The organism is Klebsiella sp. OBRC7 (genome assembly GCF_000293135.1).
In the GTDB taxonomy this organism is placed as follows: domain Bacteria; phylum Pseudomonadota; class Gammaproteobacteria; order Enterobacterales; family Enterobacteriaceae; genus Klebsiella; species Klebsiella michiganensis.
In genome coordinates, this window is record NZ_ALNJ01000001.1 from 49,456 (window position 1) to 67,712 (window position 18,257).

Genomic DNA, 18,257 nt, shown 5'->3' on the forward strand with positions numbered 1-18,257 from the left:
CGCAGACCGGGGCTCGCCTTTTACATCCTCTAAATCCCCAACAGCTTACAGGCTTCGCGCGCGACGTTGTCCATTTCATCCAGCAGCTCCAGAAACTCCGGCTCCATCTCCTCGGCGTCGGTGCCCGCGCGTAGCTGGCTCTCAAGGGTGTGACACAGTTTTTTCAGCCGCGGCACGCCGCTATAGCTACAGCTGCCGTGAAGCTTATGAATGAGATCCAGCACGCCTTCCGGCTGCTCTCCCACCAGCTGTTCTTCTACCTTGTTACGCACCTCCGGCATAAAGGCGAGCAGCATCTGCAGCATTTCCCGCGCCAGATCCGGTTTCATCGCCGCCTGACGCAACGCCAGCTGCCAGTCGAGGGTGATGTCATGGTTAACGGGCGGCTCAACAGGCTCCGCGGCGACCTGCGGCGGTAGCGTCTTTCCCGGCTGGTAGCGCAGCAGCAGGCTGTAGAGCTTATCCTCCTCAATGGGTTTCGCCAGATAGTCGTTCATCCCCGCGCTAAGTAATTTCTCTCGCTGCCCTTCCAGCGCGTGGGCGGTCACGGCGATCACCGGCGTTTGCTGTTGATGAGGGAGCTGGTGAATCAATTCGCAGGCGCGGATCCCATCCATCTCCGGCATCTGAATATCCATCAGAATCAGATCCTGCTGCGTTTCTCTGGCCCGCTCGACGGCGTGCTGGCCGCTGTCGCAGAGGATAACGTGCTGGACTAAATCCTCCAGCAGGGCGCCGATGAGCTTGAGATTCGCCGGATTGTCATCAACGGCCATGACCGTCATCGGAAGCTTCTTACTGTCGGAACGCGGCGGCAGAACCGTCGGCTGCGTCTGGCAGGAGGCCGTCAGCGCCGGCAGTAAGCGCGTTGAGGTCAGTGGCTTAAGCAAACAGGCGGCAATGCCGTCCTGGCGCAGCGTTTCGGCGCTGACCTGAGCGTGGCACGGCAGGGCCAACACCAGATGATCGGCAAGCTTGCTGGCTCTTTCCAGCTTATCGCGATGCTGGCTCAGGTCGCGTATTGATACGGGAATGCCGGCCAGCAGGATGTCGTAGTGAGCATCCGGTAGGGCGGTCATCGTCGGACTGTAAACCACCTCCAGCGGCGTTGTCGCCAGTAGCTCCATCGTACACTGCGCCGCCGCCGCGTTGGCCTCGATATAGGCCAGCTTTTTACCCGCCAGGCACTGGGTTGGCACGCTGTCGGGAACCGCGTTGGGGTTGAGGTCGAGGCTGATATGGAACCAGAACGTCGAGCCGCGATTAGGCTGGCTATGGAAGGAGATATCGCCGCCCATCTCTTTCACCAGCCGCTGGGTGATGACCAGCCCAAGTCCGGTTCCGCCGTGGCGACGGGAGATGCTGGCGTCGGCCTGGCGGAACGCCTGGAACAGACGCGACTGATCGCGTTCAGGAATTCCGATACCGGTATCGTGGATCTGGACTTCGATTTGTACCCTTGAGTTGCTGATGGCGCGCTGTTCCACCAGCACGTCGATATTGCCGTGTTCGGTAAACTTGATGGCGTTGCCCATCAGATTGGTAATAATTTGCTGCAGGCGCAGCGGGTCGCCAATGACGTTATCCGGCACATCGTTTTTGATATTCAGCGTCAGCTCCAGCCCCTTATCGTGCGCCGAGTGCGCCAGCAGCGTGACCACCTCGTCCAGCGAAGTACGCAGCAGGAACGGAATACTCTCCAGAATAAGCTTCCCGGCTTCGAGCTTAGAGAAGTCCAGAACATCGTTAATGATGGCCAGCAGATTATTCGCGGAACGCTCAATGGTAGTCAGGTGATCGCGCTGGGTGGTGTTTAAGTCGGTCTTCAGCGTCAGGCGGGTAAAGCCAATGACGCCGTTGAGCGGCGTGCGCAGTTCATGAGACATATTGGCGAGGAATTCGGATTTGATTCGCGCCGCTTCCTGCGCGCGTTTTTTCGCCAGGTCCAGCTCGACGTTCTGGATTTCCATCTGTTCAAGCGTTTCCCGCAGATCCGATGTCGCCTGATCGACGTTATGCTGCATCTCTTCGTGGTAGGCCGCCAGCGACATAGCCATGGAGTTGATACCGTTTTTCAGCATATCCAGCTCGCCGAGCATAAAGCCTTCGACGCGGCTATCAAGCTGGCCCCGGCGGATGCGGTCAACGGTGTTCACCATATTGCGGATCGGCCCGGTCACGTCGCGCATCAGCCGCCAGCCGAAGATCAGCGCAATACCGATACAGAACAGCATCATCACGCTGGAGATAAAGATCTCTTTGTACTGCTGTAGCCGCACCGATTTGAGATCCATCTCAAGCGCCACGTAGCCCAGCATATTGTCCGGCATCTTGGCATCGCTTCCCGGCGATTCATCCGGTGAATAGCTTTCCGAGATAATAGGGGTACGCAAAATCATCAAATCGCCGTGGCGCACTACGCTCAGGCGGCGGGGAAAGGGTTCCCCTTTTGGCAGCTGAAGCTCGCCGGGATCGAGCTGAAAGTTAGAGGTGACAAACAGCCTGTTGTGCGAGTCGTAGATGGAAATGGCGCGCACAATATCGGAGTGGCGGCGGTGCAGCACGCTGATGAGCTGCCCGATTGACTCGCGGTTTTGCAAATTCATGCCATATTCACTGGAGACCGCCAGCGGTTCGATAATACTGGCGCCGGCATCCTCCAGCTGGCGCTGTAGGTCGTTATAGCGGTGTGCGACGAAGAAAATACTGAGCAGCAGACCGATCAGGACGGTAGGCGCCAGAATAAGAATCATCATGCGGGCACGAAGGCTGTAGTTGGTCATGCGGTTCCATTATGGGAGAATATACACATCATCTTTCAGGAGGCTGGTGCGTTGTCACTCTGGCTCATCCTGACCGAACTCTTATCCAGAGTCAGTATATTTAATTGAGACAAATCTCTACGATGGCGCAATTCTACTCTGCAAAACGGCGTGTGACGACGCGCCAGATCATAACCGTTACAGTAAATGACCTTGACCCCTTCGGCCAGGGCGTTGCGCGTCATCAGGGTAAGGCGCTGTTTATCAGCGGTTTATTGCCACAGGAGCAGGCTGACGTTGTTGTGGTCGAAGATAAAAAACAGTACGCCCGCGCCCAGGTTAAACGCCGTCTTAGCGATAGCCCGCAGCGGCAGGCGCCGCGCTGCCCGCATTTTGGCATCTGCGGCGGGTGCCAGCAGCAGCACGCCAGCATTGAGCTGCAGCAGCAGAGCAAACGCGCCGCGCTCGCGAGGCTGATGAAGCGCGAGGTTGATGACATTATAGCCGGTTCGCCGTGGGGCTATCGCCGCCGGGCGCGTCTGAGCTTGAATTATCAGCCAAAGTCCCAACAATTACAGATGGGCTTCCGCAAGGCTAACGCCAGCGAGATCGTCGATGTGGTGCAGTGCCCCGTTTTGGTGCCCACTCTTGGTGCGCTATTGCCTGCGGTACGTGAATGTCTTAGCGAATTGAAATCGGTGCGTCAGCTTGGCCACGTTGAGCTGGTGCAGGCGGATAACGGCCCGCTGATGGTATTGCGCCATACGGCGGCGCTTCCCGCGGCAGATAAAGAAAAGCTGGAACGTTTTTCGCAATCTCACGGTCTTTCCCTGTACCTCGCCCCGCAAAGCGAGATACTGGAACATATTCGCGGGGAAGCCCCCTGGTATACCTCGGACGGTCTACGCTTAGTGTTCAGTCCGCGCGATTTTATCCAGGTGAACGATGGCGTAAACCAGCTGATGGTGCGCACGGCGCTGGAATGGCTGGATATCCAGCCTCAGGATCGCGTGCTGGACCTCTTTTGCGGCATGGGCAACTTTACCCTGCCGCTGGCGAAGCGTGCGGCGCAGGTGGTTGGCGTTGAAGGGGTTCCCGCGCTGGTGGCGAAGGGCCAGGAGAACGCGGCGTTGAACGGGTTGCATAATGTGACTTTCTTCCATGAAAACCTGGAAGAGGACGTCACCCGCCAGGCGTGGGCGAAGCACGGTTTTGATAAGGTCTTGCTCGACCCGGCGCGCGCCGGCGCGGCGGGCGTAATGTTACATATTATAAAATTAGCGCCGCGTCGGGTGGTGTATGTTTCATGTAACCCGGCGACCCTGGCGCGCGATAGCGACGTTTTATTGCAGGCGGGATATACCATTCAACGCCTGGCGATGCTCGATATGTTCCCGCATACCGGACATCTGGAATCAATGGTGTTGTTTGAGCACAAGAATCATTCAAATCGCAGTGAAGCGGCATCCTCAGAAGCAGGTGACTGAGATAAAAGACGAACGCCAGCGTTGGCGCGGTTTGAAGGATGAAGTGTAAAAGTTGAGGCTTGCCGACTTCGGCAGGCGGTCCCTTAAGGAGAGGACAATGGTTGCGGTAAGAAGTGCACATTTAAATAAAGCTGGTGAATTTGACCCGAAGAAATGGATCGCGAGTCTGGGAATTTCCAGCCAGCAGTCGTGTGAACGCTTAGCCGAAACCTGGGATTATTGTCGAGAGAAAACGCAGGGGCATCCGCAGGCCGATCTCCTGCTATGGCGCGGCGTGGAGATGGTGGAAATTCTCTCCATGTTGAGCATGGATATCGATACGCTGCGCGCGGCGATGCTTTTCCCGCTGGCGGACGGCAACGTCGTCAGCGAAGAGATCATGCAGGAAAGCGTCGGGAAATCGGTCGTCACCCTGATCCACGGCGTGCGGGACATGGCCGCGATACGCCAGCTTAAAGCCACCCATACGGATTCGGTCTCCTCTGAACAGGTGGACAACATTCGCCGCATGCTGCTGGCGATGGTCGATGACTTCCGCTGCGTGGTGATTAAAATCGCCGAGCGCATCGCCCATCTGCGTGAAGTGAAAGATGCGCCGGAAGATGAGCGCGTACTGGCGGCAAAAGAGTGTACCAATATTTACGCGCCGCTGGCCAACCGCCTGGGGATCGGCCAGCTGAAGTGGGAGCTTGAAGATTACTGCTTCCGCTATCTGCATCCGGCGGAATATAAGCGAATCGCTAAGCTGTTACACGAGCGGCGCATCGATCGTGAACATTATATTGATGAATTCGTCAGCCATTTACGCACGGAAATGAAAACCGAGGGCGTCAAGGCTGAGGTCTACGGGCGTCCCAAGCATATCTACAGCATCTGGCGCAAAATGCAGAAAAAACATCTCGCCTTCGACGAGCTGTTTGACGTGCGGGCGGTGCGTATTGTCGCCGAGCGCCTGCAGGACTGCTATGCCGCGCTGGGGATCGTGCATACTCATTACCGCCATCTGCCGGATGAGTTCGATGATTACGTCGCCAATCCCAAGCCTAATGGCTACCAGTCAATTCATACCGTCGTGCTTGGCCCCGGCGGCAAAACCATTGAAATTCAGATCCGTACCCGCCAGATGCATGAAGATGCCGAGCTGGGCGTGGCCGCGCACTGGAAGTATAAAGAGGGCGCCAGCGCAGCGGCCAGCGGCGGGCGCGGCTATGAAGATCGCATTGCCTGGCTGCGTAAACTAATCGCCTGGCAGGAAGAGATGGCCGATTCCGGCGAGATGCTGGATGAGGTGCGTAGCCAGGTCTTTGATGACCGGGTTTATGTCTTTACGCCGAAGGGCGACGTAGTGGATTTGCCTTCGGGTTCGACGCCGCTCGATTTTGCCTACCATATTCACAGCGATGTCGGCCACCGCTGCATCGGGGCGAAAATCGGCGGGCGTATTGTGCCGTTCACCTATCAGCTGCAGATGGGCGACCAGATTGAAATCATCACCCAGAAGCAGCCCAACCCCAGCCGCGACTGGCTGAACCCGAATCTTGGCTACGTCACCACCAGCCGCGGGCGTTCCAAAATTCACGCCTGGTTCCGCAAGCAGGATCGCGACAAGAATATTCTTGCCGGGCGGCAGATCCTTGATGATGAGCTCGAGCATCTGGGCATCAGCCTGAAGGACGCGGAAAAGCATCTGCTGCCGCGCTACAACTTTAACGAGCAGGACGAACTGCTGGCGGCGATTGGCGGGGGCGATATTCGCCTCAACCAGATGGTTAATTTCCTGCAGGCGCAGTTTAATAAACCCAGCGCGGCGGAGCAGGATGCGGCGGCGCTAAAGCAGCTGCAGCAGAAAACCCACGCTCCGCAGAATCGCAGCAAAGACAATGGTCGCGTGGTGGTGGAGGGCGTTGGCAATCTGATGCACCACATTGCGCGCTGCTGCCAGCCGATTCCCGGCGACGAGATCGTGGGCTTTATCACCCAGGGCCGCGGGATCTCGGTGCACCGCGCGGATTGCGATCAGCTCGCGGAGCTACAGTCTCATGCTCCCGAGCGCATCGTTGACGCGGTGTGGGGAGAGAGCTACTCCGCGGGCTACTCGCTGGTGGTGCGCGTCCAGGCCAACGATCGTAGCGGCCTGCTGCGCGACATTACCACCATTCTCGCCAATGAGAAGGTCAACGTGCTGGGCGTTGCCAGCCGCAGCGATACTAAACAGCAGATGGCGACGATCGATATGACCATTGAGATCTACAACCTGCAGGTGCTGGGGCGCGTACTGGCGAAGCTGAATCAGGTACCTGACGTCATCGACGCCCGTCGTCTGCACGGCGGATAAACGCCCACGCTTATGTCAGCCGGGTCAGGCGCTACCGCTACCCGGCATTTTTTATCAGGACAGACTTATGACTCAAATCGAACGCCTCCTCGGTATTATGCGGCGTCTGCGCGATCCGGAAAACGGCTGCCCGTGGGACAAAGAGCAGACCTTTGCCACCATCGCGCCGTATACCCTTGAAGAAACCTATGAAGTGCTCGACGCTATCGCCCGCGAAGATTTTGACGATCTGCGCGGTGAGCTGGGCGACCTGTTGTTCCAGGTCGTCTTCTACGCTCAGATGGCGCAGGAAGAGGGGCGCTTTGATTTTAACGATATCTGCGCCGCCATCAGCGACAAGCTGGAGCGCCGTCATCCGCATATTTTCGGTGAGGCGACCGCCGGTAGCAGCAGCGAAGTGCTGGCCCGCTGGGAGCAGATCAAAAGCGCTGAGCGAGCGGAAAAGTCCCAGCACTCCGCGCTGGACGACATCCCGCATAGCCTTCCGGCGCTGATGCGCGCGCATAAAATCCAGAAACGCTGCTCGGCGGTAGGCTTTGACTGGACATCTCTGGGGCCGGTGCTGGATAAAGTGCACGAAGAAATAGATGAAGTGATGCACGAAGCGCAGCAGGCCGTGGTGGATGAAGCTAAACTGGAGGAGGAAGTGGGCGACCTGCTGTTTGCGACGGTCAATTTATCCCGCCATTTAGGGGTAAAAGCCGAAGTTGCGCTGCAAAAAGCCAACCTGAAGTTTGAGCGCAGGTTCCGCGAAGTTGAGCGGATTGTCGCCGCGCGCGGCCTGGAAATGACCGGCGTTGACCTCGATACCATGGAGCTGGTGTGGCAGGAAGTAAAACGCCAGGAAACTGATCTCTAAAGAGTTTTCGTGATCAAGCGCTATTTGTGTGATTTTTTAAATAACAAGCGCTTGATTTACGTCAAAAACATTTCGCCAAAAGCGGCTATTTTCTCACTCCCTGCGTTTGTGTGGGCCTGATGAAAAGGAGGGATAATGAAAGTTTGTGGCGTCAGTCATGATCGGGTATACTGCTTTCCCGTCCTGGTTATTCCATCGTCTTTTAAACCTAACTTCTCAGGTTCAGCATGACAACGAACTATATTTTTGTGACCGGCGGGGTCGTATCCTCTCTGGGTAAAGGCATTGCCGCAGCTTCCCTCGCAGCCATTCTCGAAGCCCGCGGGCTTAACGTGACCATGATGAAACTGGATCCGTACATCAACGTCGATCCGGGCACCATGAGCCCAATCCAACACGGGGAAGTGTTCGTTACTGAAGACGGCGCTGAAACCGATCTGGACCTGGGTCACTACGAGCGTTTCATTCGCACCAAGATGACCCGTCGCAACAACTTCACCACGGGTCGTATTTACTCTGACGTCCTGCGCAAAGAGCGTCGCGGCGACTATCTGGGTGCCACCGTTCAGGTTATTCCGCACATCACCAACGCGATCAAAGAGCGCGTGCTGGCCGGCGGTGAAGGCCATGATGTGGTGCTGGTTGAAATCGGCGGCACCGTTGGCGATATTGAATCGCTGCCGTTCCTTGAAGCGATTCGCCAACTGGCGGTGGATATCGGTCGTGAAAACGCGCTGTTTATGCACCTGACCCTGGTGCCGTACATGGCCGCCGCGGGTGAAGTCAAAACCAAGCCGACCCAGCACTCCGTTAAAGAACTGCTCTCCATTGGTATTCAGCCTGACATTCTGGTCTGCCGCTCTGATCGCGCTATTCCGGCGAACGAACGTGCCAAAATTGCATTGTTCTGCAATGTGCCGGAAAAAGCCGTTATTTCGATGAAAGATGTCGATTCCATTTATAAAATCCCGGGCCTGTTGAAATCTCAGGGGCTGGACGATTATATTTGTAAACGATTCAGCTTAAACTGTCCGGAAGCGAACCTGGCCGAATGGGAACAGGTTATCTACGAAGAAGCGAACCCGGCAGGTGAAGTCACCATTGGTATGGTCGGCAAGTACATTGAACTGCCGGACGCCTACAAATCGGTGATTGAAGCGCTGAAACACGGCGGTCTGAAAAATCGCGTTACCGTCAACATCAAGCTGATTGATTCGCAGGATGTGGAAACGCGCGGCGTCGAAATTCTGAAGAATTTAGACGCTATCCTGATTCCTGGTGGCTTCGGCTATCGCGGGGTTGAAGGTAAGATTGCCACCGCGCGCTACGCGCGTGAAAACAACATTCCATACCTGGGCATTTGCCTGGGGATGCAGGTTGCGCTGATTGAGTTCGCGCGCAACGTAGCGGGGATGGAAAACGCCAACTCAACGGAATTTGTGCCAGACTGTAAGTACCCGGTCGTGGCCCTGATTACCGAATGGCGTGATGAAGACGGTAATGTCGAAGTCCGCTCTGATAAGAGCGATCTCGGCGGCACGATGCGCCTCGGTGCGCAGCAGTGCCAGCTGGCTGAAGATAGCCTGGTGCGCCAGCTGTACGGTGAGCCAACCATTACCGAACGCCATCGTCACCGCTACGAAGTCAACAATATGTTGCTGAAGCCGATTGAAAATGCGGGCCTGCGTATTGCGGGCCGTTCCGGGGATGATCAGTTGGTCGAGATCATCGAGGTGCCTAACCATCCGTGGTTTGTCGCCTGTCAGTTCCATCCGGAGTTTACTTCGACGCCGCGTGATGGCCATCCGCTGTTTGCTGGCTTTGTGAAAGCCGCAGGCGAGTACCAGAAGCGTCAGGCGAAGTAAAAGAGTTAGAACGGCAATGCACCCATCCGGGTGCATTGTTTGTCTGGAGTTTTAGTTTAACTTGTACTGAGGAAAACCTAATGTCCAAAATCGTTAAAGTCATCGGTCGTGAAATCATCGACTCCCGTGGTAACCCGACTGTTGAAGCCGAAGTACACCTGGAAGGTGGTTTCGTCGGTATGGCAGCTGCTCCGTCAGGTGCTTCTACTGGCTCCCGCGAAGCGCTGGAACTGCGCGATGGCGACAAATCCCGTTTCATGGGTAAAGGCGTACTGAAAGCCGTTGGCGCTGTTAACGGCCCGATCGCTCAGGCAATCCTTGGCAAAGACGCCAAAGATCAGGCTGGCATCGACAAAATCATGATCGACCTGGACGGTACTGAAAACAAATCTAACTTCGGTGCGAACGCTATCCTGGCCGTCTCTCTGGCTAACGCCAAAGCTGCCGCTGCTTCTAAAGGTCAGCCGCTGTACGAGCACATCGCTGAGCTGAACGGCACCCCGGGCAAATACTCCATGCCGGTTCCGATGATGAACATCATCAACGGCGGCGAGCACGCTGACAACAACGTCGACATCCAGGAATTTATGATTCAGCCGGTTGGCGCTAAATCCCTGAAAGAAGCCGTACGTATGGGTTCTGAAGTGTTCCACAACCTGGCTAAAGTTCTGAAAGCTAAAGGTATGAACACCGCTGTTGGCGACGAAGGCGGCTACGCGCCGAACCTGGGCTCCAACGCTGAAGCGCTGGCTGTTATCGCTGAAGCGGTTAAAGCTGCTGGCTACGAGCTGGGCAAAGACATCACTCTGGCGATGGACTGCGCGGCTTCAGAATTCTACAAAGACGGTAAATACGTTCTGGCCGGTGAAGGCAACAAAGCGTTCACCTCTGAAGAATTCACCCACTTCCTGGAAGAGCTGACCAAACAGTATCCGATCGTCTCCATCGAAGATGGCCTGGACGAATCTGACTGGGACGGTTTCGCATACCAGACTAAAGTACTGGGCGACAAAATCCAGCTGGTTGGTGACGATCTGTTCGTAACCAACACTAAGATCCTGAAAGAAGGTATCGAGAAAGGCATCGTTAACTCCATCCTGATCAAATTCAACCAGATCGGTTCTCTGACCGAAACTCTGGCTGCGATCAAAATGGCGAAAGACGCTGGCTACACTGCCGTTATCTCTCACCGTTCTGGCGAAACTGAAGACGCGACCATCGCTGACCTGGCTGTGGGTACCGCTGCAGGCCAGATCAAAACTGGTTCTATGAGCCGTTCTGACCGCGTTGCTAAATACAACCAGCTGATTCGTATCGAAGAAGCGCTGGGTGAAAAAGCTCCGTACAACGGTCGTAAAGAGATCAAAGGTCAGGCATAAGCCTGTCTTTATCTGATATGAAAAAGCCAGCCTTCGGGCTGGCTTTTTTTATACCTGCAAAAGCGGCTACTTAAAGTCTACCGCCATTTGCTGCGGGATAGAAAGCCCGCGCGTGGTCTGTACGCAGCGGTCAATGTAATCGGTAAAGCGCGGCGGTTTTGGCATACCCATGCTGAGCAGCTTGTCGTTGCTGAATCGTACGTTAAGCGTGGCGAAGGCGCCGTACAGGCGCATGGCTTTTAGCATCAGCCGTTCGTTGCAGGGGCCAAAAATAGTCTTCAGCTCACGGCGCATTTTGACCAGCGTTTCATAGCTGACCTGCGCGTATTTATCGCCGACCGGCGCCTGCTCGAGAGCGGAGGCCATCGCGTTATCGATATCCGCAAATCTTACGCTGTTTTCCTCTCCCGCCGAAATATGCACCACCTCTCCGCGCGCCAGCGGGCTAATAAGCAGCATCAGCAGCGCATCGGCGCAGTAATCGACGGGGATTACATCGATGCGGTCTTCCATCGAACACATAAATTTTTGCAGCATCAGCCCCATGCTGAACACCCAGAAGATGCTGCTGGAGGGCTGACAGCCGTGATGAGTGTGGCCAACAACAATAGAGGGACGGGCGATCGCCAGCGGTAGCGTTGGGCACTCCTGCCGCATGAGACGTTCAATTGTTGATTTAGAGTGCGTGTACTCGACCAGATGCTCGGCGCGTTCACGAAACGCCGTGCTTTCCGCTACCAGCGAATCGGGGTCTGGCGAGCAGGACATCGCGGTGCCCACGTGCAGAAAGCGCTCAAGGCCGCCGACCTGAGCCATCCGCCGGGCAAACTGCAGCGTACCTTCGACGTTGACCTTCCAGATAAGCGGATTGTTACCAAATGAGGCGACGGCGGCGCAGTTGAGCACGTGGGTCACCTGATTCAGGCGCGGGTCGTCGAGAAAGGGCTGCGGATTGGCCAGATCCCCCAGCAGAATGTTGCCGGGCGTCAGGGCCGTTAATCTCTCTTCGCTAATATTGAATTTTCGCAGGTTTTCCTTTACCCGTTCTACGGCAGCTACACTATTATCTGCACGAACTAACAGTAATAGATTAGGCGCATTCTTTTTATTCAGAATGCTTTCTAACACTGCTCCACCGAGAAAGCCGGTCGCGCCAGTAATTAATAATGTATTCATGAATGCAGTCTCATTATGGTTGGTTGACTGGATTCTAGGCGCGGAAAATTAAACGGATATTAAATGGAAAATGAACATAAGATGCGGTTTATTAAGGTTATTTTAAGATAATTTAGCGTCGTGGATCGAATTTGACCCTAAGCTAGGACAATAAATTCATTATTTCGTGTATCCATTTGTACATCGTTGAAATTTATTATTTTTAAGTTTGTTATTTTATTTTTGGCTTTCAAAATTATACATGTTTTGTTACACCAAAAATTTTAGCCGTGCCGCTTATAGTCGCCTGATGATTATCAGACTAATTAAATCAGCCGGTGCGGGATAATGGAATCGGCCAGCAGCCGGAGGTTTATCATTAAGGTTTAGGTTCTCCCCACCACTCGGCGCAGCGCGGGACAAGATCTGCGCGGGCAAATCTGCGATAATGCACGCTCATAACCCTAAGCAGAGATGATTATGCAGTACCCGATTAACGAGATGTTCCAGACCTTGCAAGGCGAAGGTTACTTCACCGGCGTTCCCGCCATTTTTATTCGTTTACAGGGATGCCCGGTTGGTTGCGCCTGGTGCGATACCAAACATACCTGGGATAAGCTTGCCGATCGGGAAGTGTCGCTGTTCAGCATTCTGGCAAAAACCAAAGAGAGCGACAAATGGGGCCCGGCAAACAGCGAAGATCTGCTGGCTATCATCGGGCGTCAGGGCTGGACGGCCCGCCACGTGGTGATTACCGGCGGCGAGCCCTGCATTCATGATTTAACGCCGTTAACCTCTTTACTGGAGCAAAACGGATTTAGCTGCCAGATTGAAACCAGCGGCACCCATGAAGTGCGCTGCACGCCGCATACCTGGGTGACGGTGTCGCCAAAGGTGAACATGCGCGGCGGTTATGACGTGCTCTCGCAGGCGCTACAGCGGGCTGATGAAATTAAACATCCGGTTGGACGCGTGCGCGATATCGAAGCGCTGGATGAGCTGCTGGCAACGCTGGCCGATGAAAAGCCGCGTATTATCGCGCTTCAGCCGATTAGCCAGAAAGATGACGCGACGCGCCTGTGCATCGAAACTTGCATTGCCCGCAACTGGCGCTTATCGATGCAGACGCACAAGTACCTCAATATCGCGTGATATAAAAAACCCTGATAGCGTAGGGCTATCAGGGTCTTATTCAGCTAAAGGCACTATCACTCGCCGCGATAGACGCAGCCCGCGGTGCAGGTTTCTTTGATCATCACCGCGCTCAGCAGCGGTACCCGCGGTTTCATCTGCTCCCAGATCCATTTTGCCAGCACTTCGCTGGTCGGATTGGACAGCCCGGGAATATCGTTCAGGTAGTAATGGTCGAGGCGATCGTAGATGGGTTTAAACGCGGCCTTCAGCTCGGCAAAATCCATGATCCACCCGGTATGGGGATCGACTTCACCGGTAATCTCCAGGCGCACCATAAAAGAGTGGCCGTGCAGGCGACCGCACTTATGTCCTTCCGGCACGTGCGGCAGGTGGTGAGCGGCTTCGAAGGTGAAATCTTTAAACAGCGTGGTGGACATCTTTTCTTCTCAATATGGCAAAAAACCGCCGTAGGGTACCGGAAAGCACATTTTTTCGCATTAACTAAAACGGCCCTGAGCGGAAAATAGCCACATCCATCCAGCCTGTTCAAATTAATTGCCTATATTTCATGGGCTTATTTAATCGATTTTGTTGTTAATAACTATAGCTAAAACAGGTTAGTCCATTTGGTTATTTGTTATTTCCATCCTTTATTTAGTTGTTACTATTTGCACCGTTAACCTACTCACTCGTCATACTTCGAGCCGCATGTGCGTTGGCAATAACTCGGCCCAGCCTTGGGTTTTGCCCTGATGGGCGCTGTGTCGCTGCCTGCAACTCGAATTATTTAGAGTAAATACATTATCTTCTGTTTATCACGCCGACAGGGCGTGAATCACAGCTTTGCTTACTGGAACATAACAACGCATGACGACACAGGCCCCACCTTCCAATTTGCTACCGCTGAGTCCGGAGCAAATGGCGCGCCTTCAGGCGGCCACGACTGACTTCACGCCCACCCAGCTGGCCTGGGTTTCCGGCTATTTTTGGGGGGTGCTGAACCAGCAGCCCGGCGCGGCGGTTGTTGCGCCAGCCCAGGCGGCGGAAGTACCGTCCATCACCCTGATTTCGGCATCGCAAACCGGCAACGCCCGCCGCGTGGCTGAAGCGCTGCGCGACGATCTGCTGGCCGCGCAGCTGAACGTGAAGCTGGTCAACGCAGGCGACTATAAATTCAAACAAATTGCCTCCGAAAAACTGCTGGTCGTGGTGACGTCAACGCAGGGTGAAGGTGAGCCGCCGGAAGAAGCCGTCGCGCTGCATAAGTTCCTGTTCTCGAAGAAATCGCCGAAGCTGACCGATACTGCATTTGCCGTGTTTGGCCTCGGTGATACCTCCTATGAATTCTTCTGCCAGTCCGGCAAAGATTTTGATAATAAGCTGGCCGAACTGGGCGGCGAACGCCTGCTCGACCGGGTTGATGCTGATGTAGAGTATCAGGCCGCCGCCGCCGAATGGCGCGCGCGGGTGGTTGAGGTGCTGAAAGCGCGCGCGCCTGCCGCCGCCCCGTCTCAGCTGATTGCCAGCGGGTCGGTGAACGAGATCCACACCAGCCCCTATACCAAAGAAGCGCCGCTGACCGCGACGCTGGCGGTGAATCAAAAAATTACCGGTCGCGATTCTGAAAAAGATGTGCGCCATATTGAAATCGATCTCGGCGACTCCGGCCTGCGCTATCAGCCGGGCGATGCGCTGGGCGTCTGGTACCAGAACGATCCGGCTCTGGTGAAAGAGCTGGTAGAGCTGCTGTGGCTGACGGGCGAGGAGCCGGTCACGGTTGACGGCAAAACGCTGCCGCTCGCCGAAGCGCTGGAGTGGCACTTTGAACTGACGGTCAACACCGGTAACATCGTGGAAAATTATGCCACCTTAACCCGCAGCGAATCCCTGCTGCCGCTGGTGGGCGATAAGGCACAGCTCCAGCATTACGCCGCGACCACGCCGATTGTCGATATGGTGCGTTTCTCCCCGGCGCAGCTGGATGCCCAGGCGCTGGTCGACCTGCTGCGCCCGCTGACCCCGCGCCTGTACTCGATCGCTTCTTCGCAGGCGGAAGTGGAAAGCGAAGTCCACGTCACCGTTGGCGTGGTGCGTTATGACATCGAAGGCCGCGCTCGGGCCGGCGGCGCTTCCAGCTTCCTGGCTGACCGCGTCGAAGAAGATGGCGAAGTGCGCATCTTTATCGAGCATAACGATAACTTCCGTCTGCCTGCCAACCCGCAGACGCCGGTGATCATGATTGGCCCCGGCACCGGCATCGCGCCGTTCCGCGCTTTTATGCAGCAGCGCGCGGCGGAAGGCGCGGAAGGTAAGAACTGGCTGTTCTTCGGCAACCCGCACTTTACCGAAGATTTCCTTTATCAGGTGGAGTGGCAAAGCTACGTCAAAGAAGGCGTGCTGAGCCGCATCGACCTGGCCTGGTCCCGCGATCAACAACAAAAAGTCTACGTTCAGGACAAGCTGCACGAGCAGGGGGCCGAACTGTGGCGCTGGATTAACGACGGCGCCCATATTTATGTCTGCGGCGATGCCAATCGTATGGCAAAAGACGTTGAGCAGACGTTGCTGGAAGTGATTGCCGAATACGGCGCGATGGACGCCGAAGCGGCGGACGAATTTTTAAGTGAGCTGCGCGTTGAGCGCCGTTATCAGCGAGATGTCTACTAATGAGCGAAAAACATCCAGGCCCGCTGGTGGTCGAAGGTAAACTGACTGACGCCGAGCGCATGAAGCTCGAAAGCAACTACCTGCGCGGCACCATTGCGGAAGATTTGAACGACGGCCTGACCGGCGGTTTTAAAGGCGATAACTTTCTGCTGATCCGTTTTCACGGTATGTACCAGCAGGATGACCGCGATATCCGCGCCGAGCGCGCGGCGCAGAAGCTGGAGCCGCGTCACGCGATGCTGCTGCGCTGCCGCCTGCCGGGCGGGGTGATCACCACCAAACAGTGGCAGGCGATCGATAAATTCGCCGCCGATAACACCATCTACGGCAGTATCCGTCTGACCAACCGTCAGACCTTCCAGTTCCACGGCATTCTGAAGAAGAACGTCAAGCCGGTGCACCAGATGCTGCATTCGGTCGGGCTGGACGCGCTGGCGACCGCCAACGATATGAACCGTAACGTGCTGTGTACCTCTAACCCGTACGAGTCTCAGCTGCATACTGAAGCCTACGAATGGGCGAAGAAGATCTCCGAGCACCTGCTACCGCGCACGCGCGCCTATGCCGAGATCTGGCTGGATCAGAAGAAAGTCGCCACCACCGATGAAGAGCCGATCCTCGGTCAGACCTATCTGCCGCGTAAGTTCAAAACGACCGTGGTGATCCCGCCGCAGAACGATATCGATCTGCACGCGAACGATATGAACTTCGTGGCCATCGCCGAAAACGGCAAGCTGGTCGGGTTCAACCTGCTGGTCGGCGGCGGTTTATCGATTGAGCACGGCAATAAGAAAACTTACGCCCGTACGGCGAGCGAGTTTGGCTATCTGCCGCTGGAGCACACTCTGGCGGTGGCGGAAGCGGTGGTCACGACCCAGCGCGACTGGGGTAACCGTACCGATCGTAAAAATGCGAAAACCAAATATACCCTCGAACGCGTTGGCGTTGAGACCTTTAAGGCGGAAGTGGAACGTCGGGCGGGCATCAAGTTTGAGCCGATCCGTCCGTACGAGTTCACCGGCCGCGGCGATCGTATCGGCTGGGTGAAGGGGATCGACAATAACTGGCATCTGACGCTGTTTATTGAAAATGGTCGTATCCTTGATTATCCGGGTCGTCCGCTGAAAACCGGCCTGCTGAAGATTGCGAAGATCCACAAAGGCGAATTCCGCATTACGGCGAACCAGAACCTGATTATTGCCAGCGTACCGGAAGATCAGAAGGCGAAGATCGAGAAGCTGGCCCGCGATCACGGCCTGATGAACGCCGTCACGCCGCAGCGCGAAAACTCTATGGCCTGCGTGTCGTTCCCGACCTGCCCGCTGGCGATGGCGGAAGCCGAGCGTTTCCTCCCGTCGTTTATCGATAAAGTCGAGGCGGTGATGAGCAAACATGGCGTTGGCGACGAGCATATCGTTACCCGCGTTACCGGCTGCCCGAACGGCTGCGGCCGCGCGATGCTGGCGGAAGTGGGGCTGGTCGGTAAAGCGCCGGGCCGCTATAACCTGCACCTTGGCGGCAACCGCAGCGGGACGCGTATTCCGCGTATGTATCGGGAAAATATTACCGAGTCGGAAATTCTCGATTCGATCGACGAACTGGTAGGGCGCTGGGCGAAAGAGCGCGAAGCGGGTGAAGGCTTCGGCGACTTTACGGTGCGTGCGGGCATCATTCGCCCGGTGCTCGACCCAGCCCGTGATTTCTGGGAATAACATCCAGGTGCCCGGTGGCGAGCAGCGATCCGGGCCTGTGGGTTTTGTAGGCCGGGCAAACGCAGTACCGCCCGGCGAAACAGGCAAGCGAGGTTCTTATGTCCGTACTCGATCTAAACGCGCTGAACGCATTACCGAAGGTCGATCGTGTTTTGCAGCTGGCGGAAACCAATAGCCAGCTGGAAAAGCTGAGCGCGGAAGCGCGCGTCGCGTGGGCGCTGGAAAACCTGCCGGGCGAATATGTGCTCTCTTCGAGCTTTGGTATTCAGGCTGCGGTGAGCCTGCATCTGGTCAATCAGGTGCGCCCGGATATTCCGGTCATTCTGACCGATACCGGCTATCTGTTCCCGGAAACCTACCAGTTTATCGACGAGTTAACGGACAAACTCAATCTGAACCTGAAGGTCTATCGGGCGAAGGAGAGCGCCGCCTGGCAGGAGGCGCGCTACGGTAAGCTTTGGGAGCAGGGCGTTGAGGGGATTGAAAAATACAATGATATTAACAAGGTCGAGCCGATGAACCGGGCGCTGGAAGAGCTGAATGCGCAAACCTGGTTTGCGGGCCTGCGCCGCGAGCAGTCCGGCAGCCGCGCCCACTTACCGGTGCTGGCGATCCAGCGCGGCGTGTTTAAGGTGCTGCCGATCATCGACTGGGATAATCGTACCGTCTATCAGTATCTGCAAAAGCACGGCCTGAAGTATCACCCGCTGTGGGATCAGGGCTATTTGTCGGTGGGGGATACCCACACCACCCGCAAATGGGAGCCGGGGATGGCGGAGGAAGAAACGCGCTTCTTCGGCCTGAAAAGAGAGTGCGGGCTGCACGAAGGTTAAGCGGCGTAAATACTGCGAAGAGCGGTTGTAGATGAATAGAGCAGGGAGACCGCAGTTTGGTCTCCCTCT

12 protein-coding genes are annotated in these 18,257 nt (G+C 55.9%); 9 read left to right on the top strand and 3 right to left on the bottom strand.

Annotated features, from left to right (window positions below; genetic code table 11):
* Positions 1-29: 29 nt before the first annotated feature.
* Positions 30-2,783, bottom strand: a complete 2,754-nt coding sequence (gene barA, locus HMPREF1144_RS00255; protein ID WP_009651550.1) for a two-component sensor histidine kinase BarA — start codon at positions 2,781-2,783, stop codon at positions 30-32.
* 122 nt (positions 2,784-2,905) lie between these two features.
* Here barA and rlmD point away from each other — a divergent pair, with 122 nt between their 5' ends.
* The 5 genes from rlmD (at position 2,906) to eno (ending at position 10,687) form a co-directional block, all read left to right on the top strand.
* Complete coding sequence (gene rlmD / locus HMPREF1144_RS00260) at positions 2,906-4,249, top strand: 23S rRNA (uracil(1939)-C(5))-methyltransferase RlmD (protein WP_042926659.1); 1,344 nt, start codon at positions 2,906-2,908, stop codon at positions 4,247-4,249.
* A 97-nt stretch (positions 4,250-4,346) separates the two neighbouring features.
* Positions 4,347-6,584 (top strand): GTP diphosphokinase, encoded by a 2,238-nt coding sequence (gene relA / locus HMPREF1144_RS00265; protein ID WP_004853643.1) that lies wholly within the window; start codon positions 4,347-4,349, stop codon positions 6,582-6,584.
* A gap of 67 nt (positions 6,585-6,651) precedes the next feature.
* On the top strand, positions 6,652-7,443 hold the full coding sequence (gene mazG / locus HMPREF1144_RS00270) for a nucleoside triphosphate pyrophosphohydrolase (protein ID WP_009651609.1): 792 nt from the start codon (positions 6,652-6,654) through the stop codon (positions 7,441-7,443).
* A gap of 227 nt (positions 7,444-7,670) precedes the next feature.
* Entirely contained in the window at positions 7,671-9,308 is a 1,638-nt protein-coding gene (pyrG, locus tag HMPREF1144_RS00275) for a glutamine hydrolyzing CTP synthase (RefSeq protein WP_004105009.1), read from the top strand.
* An 80-nt stretch (positions 9,309-9,388) separates the two neighbouring features.
* Positions 9,389-10,687, top strand: a complete 1,299-nt coding sequence (eno, locus tag HMPREF1144_RS00280; protein WP_004124327.1) for a phosphopyruvate hydratase — start codon at positions 9,389-9,391, stop codon at positions 10,685-10,687.
* 66 nt (positions 10,688-10,753) lie between these two features.
* Here eno and HMPREF1144_RS00285 read toward each other — a convergent pair whose 3' ends face one another.
* The gene (locus HMPREF1144_RS00285) at positions 10,754-11,863 is read right to left on the bottom strand and encodes an SDR family oxidoreductase (RefSeq protein ID WP_004853640.1); all 1,110 of its coding nucleotides are present in this window, start codon (positions 11,861-11,863) and stop codon (positions 10,754-10,756) included.
* 459 nt (positions 11,864-12,322) lie between these two features.
* Between HMPREF1144_RS00285 and queE the strand changes: the two genes are divergently transcribed.
* A complete protein-coding gene (gene queE / locus HMPREF1144_RS00290; RefSeq protein ID WP_042926701.1) occupies positions 12,323-12,994 on the top strand; it encodes a 7-carboxy-7-deazaguanine synthase QueE in 672 nt (223 codons plus the stop codon).
* A 56-nt stretch (positions 12,995-13,050) separates the two neighbouring features.
* On the opposite strand, the gene queD is transcribed toward queE, so the two are convergent.
* On the bottom strand, positions 13,051-13,413 hold the full coding sequence (gene queD, locus HMPREF1144_RS00295; RefSeq protein ID WP_004853637.1) for a 6-carboxytetrahydropterin synthase QueD: 363 nt from the start codon (positions 13,411-13,413) through the stop codon (positions 13,051-13,053).
* A gap of 430 nt (positions 13,414-13,843) precedes the next feature.
* Here queD and cysJ point away from each other — a divergent pair, with 430 nt between their 5' ends.
* The 3 genes from cysJ (at position 13,844) to cysH (ending at position 18,188) form a co-directional block, all read left to right on the top strand.
* On the top strand, positions 13,844-15,643 hold the full coding sequence (gene cysJ / locus HMPREF1144_RS00300) for an NADPH-dependent assimilatory sulfite reductase flavoprotein subunit (RefSeq protein WP_042926662.1): 1,800 nt from the start codon (positions 13,844-13,846) through the stop codon (positions 15,641-15,643).
* Complete coding sequence (gene cysI, locus HMPREF1144_RS00305) at positions 15,643-17,355, top strand: assimilatory sulfite reductase (NADPH) hemoprotein subunit (RefSeq protein ID WP_004853633.1); 1,713 nt, start codon at positions 15,643-15,645, stop codon at positions 17,353-17,355. Before cysJ ends, cysI begins: the two co-directional genes overlap by 1 nt.
* 98 nt (positions 17,356-17,453) lie before the next feature.
* Positions 17,454-18,188 carry a phosphoadenosine phosphosulfate reductase gene (gene cysH / locus HMPREF1144_RS00310; RefSeq protein ID WP_004853631.1) on the top strand — a complete coding sequence of 245 codons (735 nt, stop codon included), beginning with the start codon at positions 17,454-17,456 and terminating at the stop codon, positions 18,186-18,188.
* The last annotated feature ends 69 nt before the right edge of the window (positions 18,189-18,257 follow it).

Bases quoted from the DNA above. Each gene is read 5' to 3' on its own strand.
- barA (WP_009651550.1), bottom strand. From the start codon at position 2,783: ATGACCAACTACAGCCTTCGTGCCCGCATGATGATTCTTATTCTGGCG.
- rlmD (WP_042926659.1), top strand. From the start codon at position 2,906: ATGGCGCAATTCTACTCTGCAAAACGGCGTGTGACGACGCGCCAGATC.
- relA (WP_004853643.1), top strand. From the start codon at position 4,347: ATGGTTGCGGTAAGAAGTGCACATTTAAATAAAGCTGGTGAATTTGAC.
- mazG (WP_009651609.1), top strand. From the start codon at position 6,652: ATGACTCAAATCGAACGCCTCCTCGGTATTATGCGGCGTCTGCGCGAT.
- pyrG (WP_004105009.1), top strand. From the start codon at position 7,671: ATGACAACGAACTATATTTTTGTGACCGGCGGGGTCGTATCCTCTCTG.
- eno (WP_004124327.1), top strand. From the start codon at position 9,389: ATGTCCAAAATCGTTAAAGTCATCGGTCGTGAAATCATCGACTCCCGT.
- HMPREF1144_RS00285 (WP_004853640.1), bottom strand. From the start codon at position 11,863: ATGAATACATTATTAATTACTGGCGCGACCGGCTTTCTCGGTGGAGCA.
- queE (WP_042926701.1), top strand. From the start codon at position 12,323: ATGCAGTACCCGATTAACGAGATGTTCCAGACCTTGCAAGGCGAAGGT.
- queD (WP_004853637.1), bottom strand. From the start codon at position 13,413: ATGTCCACCACGCTGTTTAAAGATTTCACCTTCGAAGCCGCTCACCAC.
- cysJ (WP_042926662.1), top strand. From the start codon at position 13,844: ATGACGACACAGGCCCCACCTTCCAATTTGCTACCGCTGAGTCCGGAG.
- cysI (WP_004853633.1), top strand. From the start codon at position 15,643: ATGAGCGAAAAACATCCAGGCCCGCTGGTGGTCGAAGGTAAACTGACT.
- cysH (WP_004853631.1), top strand. From the start codon at position 17,454: ATGTCCGTACTCGATCTAAACGCGCTGAACGCATTACCGAAGGTCGAT.